At 72.0% G+C, this 12965-nt stretch carries 8 protein-coding genes and 2 CRISPR repeat arrays (1 of these 10 running past the window's edge); all 8 genes read right to left on the bottom strand.

What is annotated here, in order from left to right; all coding sequences use genetic code 11:
- A CRISPR array of direct repeats spans positions 1-803; the repeat unit is 29 nt; unit sequence GGGACCATCCCCGCGTCCGCGGGGAGCAC; it reaches 18 nt to the left of the window's first position.
- A 91-nt stretch (positions 804-894) separates the two neighbouring features.
- Positions 895-3422: direct repeats of the CRISPR family, unit length 29 nt; unit sequence GGGACCATCCCCGCGTCCGCGGGGAGCAC.
- Positions 3423-3512: 90 nt separating this feature from the next.
- From cas2e to cas3, 8 genes are read right to left on the bottom strand one after another with little or no spacing between them, the layout of a single operon-like run.
- Positions 3513-3854, bottom strand: coding sequence for a type I-E CRISPR-associated endoribonuclease Cas2e (cas2e, locus tag BIV57_RS06900; RefSeq protein WP_071655774.1), 342 nt, complete (start codon positions 3852-3854; stop codon positions 3513-3515).
- The gene (gene cas1e, locus BIV57_RS06895) at positions 3851-4810 is read right to left on the bottom strand and encodes a type I-E CRISPR-associated endonuclease Cas1e (RefSeq protein ID WP_071655773.1); all 960 of its coding nucleotides are present in this window, start codon (positions 4808-4810) and stop codon (positions 3851-3853) included. The genes cas2e and cas1e overlap by 4 nt, the downstream gene beginning before the upstream one ends.
- 4 nt (positions 4811-4814) lie before the next feature.
- Positions 4815-5540 (bottom strand): type I-E CRISPR-associated protein Cas6/Cse3/CasE, encoded by a 726-nt coding sequence (gene cas6e, locus BIV57_RS06890; RefSeq protein WP_071655772.1) that lies wholly within the window; start codon positions 5538-5540, stop codon positions 4815-4817.
- Positions 5540-6289, bottom strand: coding sequence for a type I-E CRISPR-associated protein Cas5/CasD (cas5e, locus tag BIV57_RS06885; protein WP_071655771.1), 750 nt, complete (start codon positions 6287-6289; stop codon positions 5540-5542). Before cas5e ends, cas6e begins: the two co-directional genes overlap by 1 nt.
- Positions 6286-7491: a type I-E CRISPR-associated protein Cas7/Cse4/CasC gene (cas7e, locus tag BIV57_RS06880; protein ID WP_071655770.1), complete on the bottom strand. Its 1206-nt coding sequence runs from the start codon at positions 7489-7491 to the stop codon at positions 6286-6288. Before cas7e ends, cas5e begins: the two co-directional genes overlap by 4 nt.
- The gene (gene casB, locus BIV57_RS06875) at positions 7488-8135 is read right to left on the bottom strand and encodes a type I-E CRISPR-associated protein Cse2/CasB (RefSeq protein WP_071655769.1); all 648 of its coding nucleotides are present in this window, start codon (positions 8133-8135) and stop codon (positions 7488-7490) included. Before casB ends, cas7e begins: the two co-directional genes overlap by 4 nt.
- The gene (casA, locus tag BIV57_RS06870) at positions 8132-9835 is read right to left on the bottom strand and encodes a type I-E CRISPR-associated protein Cse1/CasA (protein WP_071655768.1); all 1704 of its coding nucleotides are present in this window, start codon (positions 9833-9835) and stop codon (positions 8132-8134) included. The genes casB and casA overlap by 4 nt, the downstream gene beginning before the upstream one ends.
- Complete coding sequence (gene cas3, locus BIV57_RS06865) at positions 9825-12830, bottom strand: CRISPR-associated helicase Cas3' (RefSeq protein WP_473234597.1); 3006 nt, start codon at positions 12828-12830, stop codon at positions 9825-9827. The genes casA and cas3 overlap by 11 nt, the downstream gene beginning before the upstream one ends.
- Between the last annotated feature and the right edge of the window lie 135 nt (positions 12831-12965).

Raw genomic sequence — 12965 nt, 5'->3', positions numbered from 1 at the left:
GCGGGGAGCACGTCGAAGCCGCCCGGGATCTCGGGAACGTGCAGGGACCATCCCCGCGTCCGCGGGGAGCACCGCAAGGCCGCCCGCGCGCGCCGCTTAAAGCGGGACCATCCCCGCGTCCGCGGGGAGCACATGAGCTGTACTGCGAGAGTTGCTGGCTCGCAGGGACCATCCCCGCGTCCGCGGGGAGCACACGTAGACGCGGCGCGGGTTGTAGCGGGGCTGGGGACCATCCCCGCGTCCGCGGGGAGCACAGCTTCTCCTTCGTGCTGCGGGTGCCGATGCAGGGACCATCCCCGCGTCCGCGGGGAGCACCTGCCGAGCGCCCACGAGATCGCCCTGGAGACGGGACCATCCCCGCGTCCGCGGGGAGCACTTGACGCCGTCGCGGGTCACGTAGTCGGACAGGGGACCATCCCCGCGTCCGCGGGGAGCACTTGGCGGGGGAGGGCCGGCGGCTGGAGCGCGGGGGACCATCCCCGCGTCCGCGGGGAGCACGCCATCGAGTCTGTCAGCCCCAACGCCAACCGGGGACCATCCCCGCGTCCGCGGGGAGCACCGGCGCCCGTTCGCGTAGAGCTCCTCGCGGTGGGGACCATCCCCGCGTCCGCGGGGAGCACAGCGCACTCGGCTGGGGGTTCGACCTCGCCGCGGGACCATCCCCGCGTCCGCGGGGAGCACGTGTGGACGGCGAGCACCGCCGGGACGTTCCTGGGACCATCCCCGCGTCCGCGGGGAGCACGGCCCGCCCCTGCGGGATGCGAGGGGCGGGCGGGGACCATCCCTGCGTCCGCGGGGAGCACGCGGTGGCGTTCGCCCTGGAGTCGGCGCAGCGGGGACCATCCCCGCGTCCGCGGGAGCACTCTCCGACGGTGTCGTTAGCAAGCATTCCCCAGGGACCATCCCCGCGTCCGCGGGGAGCACCCATGGGGATTTCGTACGAGGGCGGTCACCCGGGGACCATCCCCGCGTCCGCGGGGAGCACTGCGCCGTGGGGTCCGTGGTCCCCTGCTGCTGGGGACCATCCCCGCGTCCGCGGGGAGCACGTGACGGGCTGCTGACCTACTCGGCCAAAGCCGGGACCATCCCCGCGTCCGCGGGGAGCACTCACGGTCCTGGTGGCCCTCGCCGTGCGCCCCGGGACCATCCCCGCGTCCGCGGGGAGCACTGGGACGCCATTGCGGAGGGCGGCCGCGCCCGGGGACCATCCCCGCGTCCGCGGGGAGCACTACCGCTGCACCTGCTCATCAGAGAGGGTGGGGGGACCATCCCCGCGTCCGCGGGGAGCACCGTGCGTTGCGGACGTGCACCGAAGCGTGCTCGGGACCATCCCCGCGTCCGCGGGGAGCACGCCAGCGCCGCCTTGACCCCGCCGAGCGTCGCGGGACCATCCCCGCGTCCGCGGGGAGCACTTCTCCATCCACCTGCTTCTTTGCAGGGGGCGGGGACCATCCCCGCGTCCGCGGGGAGCACCCGGCGGTGCGGACGCACCATGGTCAACACCTGGGACCATCCCCGCGTCCGCGGGGAGCACGGACAACCTAGGAGGTACGGGAAATGAAGTTCGGGACCATCCCCGCGTCCGCGGGGAGCACTGCGAATCATTGCTAGGACTGCGGCCGTAGCGGGGACCATCCCCGCGTCCGCGGGGAGCACCGGGACTGACGTGTCCGGATATCCGGGATCCTAGGACCATCCCCGCGTCCGCGGGGAGCACGGCGACCGCGTCTGAGCCGGACACCGGATTCTGGGACCATCCCCGCGTCCGCGGGGAGCACCGCCGCCAGCAGTACGACCACACGGGCCAGGCGGGACCATCCCCGCGTCCGCGGGGAGCACGCGAGACCTGGTCGATTCGTGGCTACGGCCAGGGGACCATCCCCGCGTCCGCGGGGAGCACGCCGCCCGCCACGCTCCGGTGGGAAGCGGCGCGGGACCATCCCCGCGTCCGCGGGGAGCACCTACGTGTTCATGGTGCCGGCTTCACCGGGGGGGACCATCCCCGCGTCCGCGGGGAGCACATGCGGACCGAGCGGTGTTGGGTCCGGGGCGCGGGACCATCCCCGCGTCCGCGGGGAGCACTTCCCCAGTCGCGACCGGTGGGCCGCCGTTGAGGGACCATCCCCGCGTCCGCGGGGAGCACTTCAGGGTGAGGGTGACGCTGTACACGGTCTGGGGACCATCCCCGCGTCCGCGGGGAGCACGTGGCGTCCTTGCTTCCGAGCCCGGTCGTCGCGGGACCATCCCCGCGTCCGCGGGGAGCACCGCACGCGCAGCGTGGGCTCGGCGCCGCCGAGGGGACCATCCCCGCGTCCGCGGGGAGCACATCGCGAGCAGCTGCACGCGGACGGGCGAGTCGGGACCATCCCCGCGTCCGCGGGGAGCACTCGGTGGCCCGACTGATCAACGGCGGCCGGACGGGACCATCCCCGCGTCCGCGGGGAGCACGGCGGCTTGATCACGGTCTGCGCGGTGACGTAGGGACCATCCCCGCGTCCGCGGGGAGCACTGGATGATCTCCGGCCGCCGGAAGAAGCGGGAGGGACCATCCCCGCGTCCGCGGGGAGCACCGGCCCCCCCAACCCCCCACATTCCACCACTAGGGACCATCCCCGCGTCCGCGGGGAGCACCTTCATCACTCCCGACATCAGGAGCCTCCTTTGGGACCATCCCCGCGTCCGCGGGGAGCACGAGATGGCGCGCTTCTCCGCGACCATCCGGTTGGGACCATCCCCGCGTCCGCGGGGAGCACGCCGCCGCGAACTGGTTGGCGAACGCCGTGTAGGGACCATCCCCGCGTCCGCGGGGAGCACAAGACGGGCTTGGTGAATGCGAGGCCATCGGTGGGACCATCCCCGCGTCCGCGGGGAGCACCCTGCTACCGCGCCCGCTGGTCCTGGAAGCGCGGTGCTCCCCGCGTCCGCGGGGAGCACCTTCAGGGCGGGATAGTAGCCGCCCTCACTGAGCGGTGCTCCCCGCGTCCGCGGGGAGCACCGCCGTGGACGCCATCCGGACGGCGCGGTGGAGCGGTGCTCCCCGCGTCCGCGGGGAGCACCTGGAACGCTGGCCAGACGGCAGTCGGTGGCTGCGGTGCTCCCCGCGTCCGCGGGGAGCACCTGCTACGCCAACTCGCTCGCGATGGTGCTGGGCGGTGCTCCCCGCGTCCGCGGGGAGCACCCGTGCTGGCCGGGCGCCCCGATCGTCCCCGAGCGGTGCTCCCCGCGTCCGCGGGGAGCACCACCAGCCGCAGCTCGTGGAGGAAGACGGCGAGCGGTGCTCCCCGCGTCCGCGGGGAGCACTACGGGGGTTCTTTTTTGTTGCGCTATGCGGCGCGGTGCTCCCCGCGTCCGCGGGGAGCACGTATCACTCATAGGTTCATGAACCAAGCAATCGCGGTGCTCCCCGCGTCCGCGGGGAGCACACTCCGCGACCTGCGGGTACATAGACCCCAAGGCGCGGTTTTTAGCACTTCATCAGAATCAGGCATACAAGCCTTATGGGTCTATAACGTCTATCTCTTCCCAAAACGGCGCCGCTTCGACGCAGTGCTCCAACCCCGTGGCGGCTTCTTCGACGCGCCCGCGGCCGGGCGGCGAAGGAGAGTGAGTCCGTCGTAGTCGACGGGGTGCCAGGCGTGCTCGTGGGTGCGGAAGGTGAAGCCCTGTTCGGTGTCGGCCGTGTGAACGAGCAACGCTCGGCCCTTCCCCGTGTACTGCCGAACCTCCTCCCACAAGGCATCTCGGACCCGTGCCGACGGATTGCCGATGAAGACGCCCGCCGAGATCTCCAGAAGCCAACGTGTCAGATAACCGCGCAGGCCGGCCGGGCAGTTGGTGAGCACGATGACCGTCACCAGATGACCTCCCCCTCCGCATAGTTGCGGCCGGCGCTCACGTTCTCGTCCCGGTCCGTCCGAAGGGTGACGACGTCGGCGTCCGCTCCCAAAGGAGCGGCCTCAGCATCCGGAGTGACACCGAGCAGATTCTTGATGTCCTGCACGCAGCGGTTCAGAAGGCCCGCCTCGTTGATCCGGTCCCGGAGGGCTCGGCGCGTGCGCGCGCCGACGTCCTCCTCGTCCTGTGCGGCGACGTCGAACGCAACGGGGATCCCGATCTCCGTCTTGTACAGATCGGCGACATCCAGCACGAAGGACAGCTCGTGGCCCGAATGGACGAACCCCAACGACGGACTCAACCCCAGCGCCGCGACCACGGCGTGGGCGATTCCGTACATGCACTGACCGGCAGCCGTGATGGCCTGGTTGACGTCATCGCCCGAGGAGAAGTCACCCGGGACGTAGCGCCGGCCCCGCCACGGCACCCCCGTTCGTGCCGATTCGGCCGCGTAGCAGTCCTTGACGCGGCGCCCTTCGTGCCCGAGGAGTTCCTGCCGGGAGAGGCCCGACGGATCCTCGTCCGGAAACCGCAGGCGGTACATCCCGCGCGCCACCTCCAACCGGGTCCGCCGGTTGGCCCAACGCTCGGCCTGCGCCTCGGCGAGCGCCGACGAGCGGGACAGCGCGCGACCCGCCGCGTAGTACCTCACGCCGTGCTCACCGACCCACACCACGCTGGCCCCGCACTCGCCGAGCACGCTCATCGCCTGGTGGGTGACGCGGGTTCCGGGCCCGAGCAGCAGGGCGCCAATGGTCGCGGAGGGGATGTGGGTGACGCCTTCCGCGTCCTCCGCAGTGATGGCGTTGGCGTCACGGTGAACGGTGCAGCGCTCCAGGTAGACGAACGAGACGCGGTCGGAAATGCGAGTGAGGTCCCGAGGGTTGCTCCGTGGGCCGCGGCCGACGGTCGCCACTGCGTCACCGCCCCGCAGGGGCCAGCGTCATCAGACCGCAGCCATACGCCTTGGCCTTGCCCAGGCCACGGGTGAGCACATGCCGCAGTGCGTCCGGGTCGGTCACCTCCAGACGGCCGTCGAAGGTGACGGTCACCAGGCTGACCTGTCCCTTCCGCTCAGCGCCCGAGCCGCCCTTGGCGAACACCAGGTTGCGGCGGTCGCTGACGACTGCCTCGTACTCGTCGCCGCTGTCCAGCGTGCGCCGGTCCTCCCGCTTGGCGGCAATGCGGAACCCGGACCGCTCCTGACGCTCCAGCAACCAGCCGAGTTGGTGCCGCGCGGTCACATGGGCCGTGCGCTTGAGCGGCGCTCCGTCGCGGTTGCGGATGCTGTGCACCGGGTTGGCCGTGAGGCGGAACGCCCACACGCCCCCCTTGGTGAGCCGGTCGAGGAACGGCGCGTAGCCGTAGGTCTGCCAGCCCCTGGTCCCCGAGGCCGCCGCGGCGGGCCAACCGGCTTGTTCGACCAGGTGCGTCAGGTCCGGCCGCTCCGTGCCGACCATGAACAGCATCACCTCGGCCCGGGCGTTTCGGTCCAGCCGCCACAACACCCGGGACGCGTCCCCGGGTGAGGAGGGCAGCAGGCCGTGGTAGGCGGACATGACGGCTGCGTGCACGGCTTGAGGCGAGGTCAGCAGCCTGCGGGCGCCCGCGCGTGCGGTGTTGAAGCGGAAGCGGGTCAGGTACATCAGATGCCGTCCTCTTCCGGATCAAGGAGGGTGGTGGGGTCGTGGACCGGCAGCGTCGTCCGGGTGCGGATGCGCGGGCGGGCCCATGGATTGGCGACGGTCACCGTGGTGGAGCGCACGGCGCGCAGCCCGTATCGGCGGTGGCGGGGGGAGAAGCTGATCGGGTGGTCCCGGACGGTGTCGGCGGCGGGCGTCGCGGCCAGGTCTGCGGGCGAGGCGTCGACGCTCATGGCCAAGGGGATCTCGTGCTCGTCCGAGCGGCGCCGCTGGTACCACTCCGCGGCGTGCCAGGGTTCGGCAGCCAGCACCTGCTCGAGGCCGCGGTCGGGACGGACCCCCAAGTTGACGGGTCGGGACGGCGGACAGGACCGGCGCCCGAGGTAGGGCAGGAATCCGGGGGTGTACAGCGCAGCGTCCAGATCCTCGACCAGGGCGGCGTCGCCCTCGAGGGCGGCGACAAAGACCGCGTCGGCGAGGTAGTACCGCTGCGAGATCGGGAAGGGCCGGTCGTCGGCGCCATGAGCCGTCTGGAAGTCGCGGAGCGTGGTGCCTTCCTGGTCCACGCGCACACCGAACCTGAGGGCGGTCAGATCGGAGAGGTCGGCGTCGCGATCGCGGCCCTGGGCGGCGGCCAGTAGGCCGAGGACCCCGCTCTTGGTGGGGGCCGGTTCGGTGGTACGGCGCACGAATCGGGCGGCGGACCCCCACGACTGCAGCGGGCCGGCCAACTGCAGTACCAGCACGTTCATCCGCGCTGCTCCAGGCGTTCGGCTACGGCCGCGCCGACGGACTGCACGAGCGCCGAGAGGCTGGCGACCTCGGTGCCAAGATCGGCGATCTTGTGGGTGTTCGGTCCGACACGCAGCACCCAGGTGGCGGTGCTCTCCGCGCCGAAGGCGCGCTCGATCTCGGGGATGTAGTCCGCCAGGGCCGCGCAGCCGGCCTCCATGTAGCCGCCGGACTCGTGGTCGGCCAGGACGGGCTTCTCGAAGGCGGACACGAAGCTGATGGGCCGGGCGCTGCGCAGCTTGACGACAACAGCGTCGGGCAGGGTGTGGTTCCCGAACGTGTTGATCTTCCCGGTGGGCAGGGAGGCGAGAAAGCCGTGCACGAAGGTCTCGACAGCGCGGCGCACGGGCGTCGCCGGGGCCTCGTTCTCGCGCAGGCCCTTGCCGAGGTTGCGCTCGAGCAGGTCGACGTCGAGAGCGGCGTAGCGGTAGAGGGTGGCGGAGTTGAAGTCGACCGTGCCGATCATCCCGGCCCCGGGTTCGGCGTCGGTGTTCCGGTCGTCGACGGCGGTGAAGTAGTCCGACTCCGTGTCTCCGCGGTGCACGGCGATGGCGTGGGCGACCTGGGCCGCGGCGTCGACGTTGATGTCGGCGGAGTCGGCGATCATCCGGCCGAACAGGGCGATGTCGACGGAGTGCCGGCTGTTGGCGATCTGCTTGGCGCGGGCCTTGTTGTCCTTGTTCTTCAGGAATCCCTTGATGTCGGCCGCACCCTCGACGGCGAGCTCGGCGAGGCCGTCGAACTGGCGGGAGCTGAGGAACATCAGGTAGGAGGACTCCGGTGCCGCCTCGGGGCTCTCGGCATCTGCGTCCTTCTTCGCGCCGGCCCGCCGCTTGGGGACCTCGATCTTCGAGCCGGTGGCCGTGCGGAGGGTTTCGGCGGCCAGTTCCCTCGCGGTGACCTCGTCGATCTCCGAGGACAGCGCGCGGATGCGGTCGGCGAGGAGTTCGGTCACACGCTTGGTGCGGACGCCCAGCTCCCTCGCGTCAAGCAGGTCGTCGAACGCCCGGCGGGTGGCCCGCTTCCAGGCCTGGCTCGAAACGCGCGGCCGAATGACGCCGCCGTAGACGGCGGTCTTGGGCGCGCCGGTGTCGTCGCGGTTGAGGTTGCTGGGCGGGACATTCTGCAGAGCGTGGATGTCGAGGATGATGCGGCTGGTCATCGGGATTCCTTTGCTTCGGTGGCGTCCCGATCCGATTCGGACGCGGCGCGGTAGGCGTGGAAGGAACGGCCCCAGGAGGCGCGGACGGACTCCGGTCCACCGGGACGCTGCCAGCGGAACAGCTGGTCGGTGAGCAGTGCGTAATCCAGGGCGAGTTCGTCGCGGCGCAGCAGCAGGACGAGTTCGCGCAGCCGGACGGCGAGGATGGTGAGCGTGGAAGCGCTGCCTGCGCGGACGAAGCGCTTGCGGACTGCCTCGTCGATCTCGCCCTTGGGCATCAGTTTCCGTACAGCCGCGCCGAGTTCGATGCCGGCCGTGTGCATGCCGATGCGACGGGACTGCTGGTGCAGGGCCCACAGCGGCATGGCCAGGAAGACGGCCGTCTCGGCCCGCTCGACATCACGGCCGGTGAGGGTGGGGTCCGCGTACAGGTCCGAGGTGTCGATGAGACCCCATAGGTCGGGGACGGCCTGAGCGTCCTTTCCGGCACCGCGGCGCAGGCGGGCGAGGGTGGCGACCGCAGCGGGCTGGTCGGCCAGGTAGCCGCGCTGCAGGCGCTCCAGGTGCCGGGCGACCACGTGGCCGACAGTGCCGATCGGCGCGGCCGGGGCCCGCGGGGCGGGGACGCGGGTCGGGTTGCTCATGCGGGAACCTCCGGGGTCAAGGTGTCCGGTGCTTCGACGGCCGCGGCGGAAGCAGGCTCGGCGGCCAGCGGGAGGTCCTTCCTCAGCCGGACGCGGAAGCGCAGGTCGGCCGAGCTGGCGTCGAGCCAGCTCGAACCGCCGGGGTGCTCGATGACTCGGCCCTGCCAGGCTGCCGGTCCGACGGCGGCGACGATTTCGCCGGCGAGGGCGGTGAGGCGAGTGCGGGCGGTCCGCTGCCAGGCCGCCTGCAGCGCCTGGGGATCGTCGCCGTCGCGAATGCTGCCCAGCCAGCGGCGGTAGGGGGCATCGAGCGCCGCGAAGCCGCGCGTGCGGGCGGCGTCCTGGCGGGGTTCGGGCTCGGCCCCAGCCGCGGTGGCGAGGTCGGCGGCGAGATGGCCGAGCGAGGTGACGGCGGCTTCCGCGACGGAGACGGCGTCGACCGCGGTCTGGCCGAGGCGGGGGTCGTCGGCATTGAGCAGGACGACGGCCAGGGCGACGGCATCCGCGGTGATCTCGTCGATGACCGACTGCTGGGTGCCATAGACGGCACCGTAGGTGCGCAGGCGGATGAGGGTGTCGCGCGGCAGGAACCGGTTGGTGACCAGCTGCGCCAACCAGTGGACCAGGCCGGGGCGCAATGCGCGCTCGGGCTCGCCCCGGCCCTGGACGCCGTGGTCGCGCGGGGCGATCAGGGCTTCGAGTCCGCGCCAGGCGGCCCGGGCCGGATCGTGCTCACGGGGCATGTAGACGAGCGGTCTGCCGAGCTTCTTCTCCTGCGCCTGGCTGCGGCGCCACCCGGTCATGGGCTCGATGTCCTGCATGTTCTGGACGGCGAGCGGATCACCGTAGGTCAGGACCACCCCGTGCACGCCGTTCGGGTCGTGGTGCAGGCGCAGCCGCCGCGACTGCCAGGTGTACAGGTCGCGCACACCCGTCGGACGGGCGGCCAGGTCCTTGGCCGCCGCAGGGCCGGTCGGCGGGCGACGCCAGCTGGGGCGGTCGTCCGAACCGCCGCGCACCACCTCGCTGTCGGCGGCGATCAGGTTCAGCAGCAGGGTCTCGCGGAGGGTGCCCCCCTCGGCCAGGACGCCGCCGAGAGCACCGGCCCACGCGACCCCCTGGGGGTATGCCCGGCCGCCCTTGGCCCTGGGGTCCCCGACCACCCCGGTCTTGATGCCGGAGGTGTCGTACGCCTGCGCATGCACCACCCACCGGGCCGCCTCGGCGAAGCCGATCCGCGCCACGGTGGGGAACCGCATGGTGAACAGCGGCTCGTTGTTGGGCACGTCCGCGACGATGCGGGCGAGCCGGGACACCTCGTCCGTCTCCGTGCGCAAGTCGGCGACCTGGAAGAACGGCGTGACCGGATGCAGCAGGTCGAAGCGGTCCCGATGCGCATCGAGGTAGCCGGCCACCGGGGCGAAGGGCGCCGCGGCCTCCCACAGCTCCGCCCAGTCCTCCAATTCGTCCGGGCCGTCGAGGGCGTCGTGGAGGATGGCCAGCAGCAGCCGGGTCAGCGCGAACTCCTGGGTGGGCACATCGCCGGCCACTCGGCGGATCTCCTCGGCCCGCGCGAACACCTCGCGCAAGGAAAGCTCAGCCTCGCGGCCATCGAGGAACTGGACCGGCAGCCAGGGACGCGCCGTCAGGTCGAACGCCCCGGACTGGCTTGCTGCATCGGGATTCTGATCACTGGTCACGGTGGACTCGCAATCCCTCGCTATCGCTGTAGTCGAGTCGGTAGCCGGCCAGGGAGGCCCGGCGGTCGCCATCGAGCACCAGGATCAGCTCGCCGGCCAGCCAGTGGCACTCCTTCACCTGCCAGGCCTCGACGTAGTTGGCCTCGAGGTCGGCGATGGCCCTGTCGATCGATTCGGGTCGGGAGAAGTGCCAGGGCAGGCGCAGGCCGCACGCGGCCGCGGCTTTGGCCGACTTGGAGGTGGGGACGGCGTCGGTGGGCAGTGGCAGACCACCGCGGCCGTCGGCGAGCCAGTCGACGGTGGCGAGCGTGCCATCGGCGCGCCGCTGCACGACAAGGACCTCCAGGCTTTCGTCGCTGTCGCGGACCTGGGCGAGGCCGGCTCGGGTGTCGTCGGCGTCCCCGACCCCGCGGGACAGCCAGCCGATCAGCGGACGGCCCGCCCGCCGCGCGGCACCCAATCGGAAGGTCTCGGCGCGCATGTGCTTCCGCGCCTGGAGGTCGTCATGGGCCGCGCGGGCCTGCTGCATCGGCTCGGCCCATGCCTCGGGCCCGATGAGGGCGCCCGCGTACGCACGTTGGACCAGCGGGTTGATGTCCTCCGGTAGTCGCACCGGGACGGACGTGCCGTCAAGGTGGGCGTTGAGCACCGCGGCCGAACGCAGGAGGGCGTGCGCGCCGTAGATCCGCTGGGAGCCGCCGACGGGTTCGGGTGGCTGGGTCTTCCACTCGGCACCGGATACCAGGCACCGGGCGGTGCGCAGCCGCTCCGGGCGGTCGGCCTGGCCGACGCCGCGGGCGTGGCGGTGCAGGCGTCCCATGCGCTGAAGCACCAGGTCGACCGGGGCAAGGTCGGTCACCAGGAGGTCGAAGTCGACGTCGAGGGACTGCTCGACGACCTGGCTGGCCACCACGACATGGCGCGGCGGCCGCGAACGGTCGACCGGGCCGTCCGCGTCGTCGCGGCCGTCCGCGTCGTCCCGGCCGGCTTCGTCGCCGGGCGGGCCGAAGCGGGCCAGGAGATCAGCGTCCTTGGCGGCGCGATCGGGGTCGATAAACCGGGCGTGCGCGACGGTGACCTCGTGCGCGCCGAACCGCTCGCGGAGCGCCTGGGCCGTCTCCAGAACCCGGTCGACGGTGTTGCGCACGACCAGGGCGCACCCCCCGCCGGCAAGCTCCTCAACCAGCCGGTCGGCGAGCAGGGCGGGGTCGTCAGCGATCGGCTCGAGGACAACCTCGGTCCGACGGCCGGACGCGGCCGGGGCGACGATGCGCGGCGCGCACCCGGGCGCGACGGCGGTCAGCAGCGGATACGTGTCCGTGTCCTGCACCGGGTCGAAGCCGTCCGCGCCCGCGGGGACCCCGACGTACGCCTCGGCGAGGGCGCGGCGCCGGTCGGCGGGCAGCGTCGCCGACAGCACGACCACGGGCACGCGATAGGCACCCAGCCAGGACAGGACGCGATCCAGGTAGGAGTTCATGTAGGTGTCGTAGGCGTGCGCCTCGTCGATCACCACGACCTTGCCGGCCAGCGCCAGGTGACGCAGTGCGAGGTGACGGCTCTTCAACCCGGCGAGCAGCAGCTGGTCGATCGTCCCCGCGACGAAGGAGGAGAGCATGCCCTTCTTCCGCCCCTGCAGCCAGCGATGCGCCACCAGCTCGGCGGCCGCGCGCCGATCGTCGTTCCCGCGGCCGGGACGCGGCGGACTGCCGGCGCCGTCGCCACCGTCACCATCAAGGTCGACGGCGGTGATGGGCTGCCAGGAGGCGCGCAGCAGCTCGGAGTAATCCTCGTTCAAGGCGGCTTTGGAGTGGGCCAGCAGCACCGACAGTCGCGCGCCGTCACGCACCGGGAGGCGGTCCAGCCAGGACAGCAGCCGGGTGAACATCGCGTTGCTCGTGGCCATGGTCGGAAGCGCGAAGAAGCAGCCTCCGGCACCGGACCTGGCGGCAAAGATCTCCGCGACGGCGAGTGCCGCCTCCGTCTTCCCCTCCCCCATGGGTGCTTCGATCACCATCAGCCCTGGCTGGGGCATGGCGCGCGCCAGATGCACCGCAGCGGCTTGGACGGGTCTCGGCGCCGCACCGCGTGGGAGCGCGAACCGGGCCCGAAACAGCTCATCGACAGGGCCGGACGGCTCCGCTGGCCGCCATGGGTCCGGCAGGCCCAACCCCCGCCAGGCTGCGGCGACACGCTCGTCGTCGGTGCGCGTGCGGCCCACATGGGCGTACGGGAACAGGTCGGGGTTGCTGGCGATCCAGTCGGCGACGATGACCAGGGCCGACAGCACCACCTGCACGGGCTGCGGGAGCCTGACGGTCTGCCAGTCCGCGAGCCGGGATCGCACGCCGAACGCGTCCGCGCCGGCCTCCAGCAGGTCCGTCTGGACCCGGCGCCAGACCGGTTCACTCGAACCGGGCGTGCGCAGCAGGTCCGGCCGGCGATCGAGGTCGACGATCTGCACGTCGTCCGGGGGCACCCCGTGGTGGCCGCCGATGACCGCCGCAAGCTGACCGGTTGAGCGGGCCGGCCACCCTTGAGCGACCTCCAGCCATTCCTGCAGCAGAAGCTGCCCGGCGAGGCCGTGGGGGGCGATCCTCCGGTCGCGGCCCATCATCTGACGGGACGGCATCTCCAGGCCGACAGCCCGCATCCGATCAGCGAGGGGGTCGACCTGGCAGGCAAACGCCGGGGTCGCCTTGCCGAGGTCGTGCATCCCGGCCAACCAGACCGCCAGCCGCCGAGCATCGGACATCCCGCCGGGCAGGGCAGCGGCAACCAGGCTCCGCACATTCGACGGCAGCCACCGGTCCCACAACAGCCCGGCGACAGCGGCACTGTCGGCCATGTGCCGCCACAGCGGCATCCAGTCATCGCTCTTGATATCGAACTTGGCCCAGGCCGTCCGCGTCTCGGGCAACAGCCGTGCCGGCACCATGCCGAGACCATCCGAGACACGGCCTTCCCCAAGGCCGCCAACACCGTCGTTGACCATACGACCCCCCGCACGGACCTAACCGACCACCGCCGGACGCCGCGCAGCCCCAATACGCCACCCCACAGTCGGCGACGACACGGTCACCAACTGTTCCAGGTCGCCGACTTTAGCCCAAGGCCATGAAGTTATGAA

Source organism: Mangrovactinospora gilvigrisea (assembly GCF_001879105.1).
In the GTDB taxonomy this organism is placed as follows: Bacteria; Actinomycetota; Actinomycetes; order Streptomycetales; family Streptomycetaceae; genus Mangrovactinospora; species Mangrovactinospora gilvigrisea.
The sequence above is the reverse complement of the archived record's forward strand: the minus strand, read 5'-3'. Positions and strand labels throughout refer to the sequence as shown.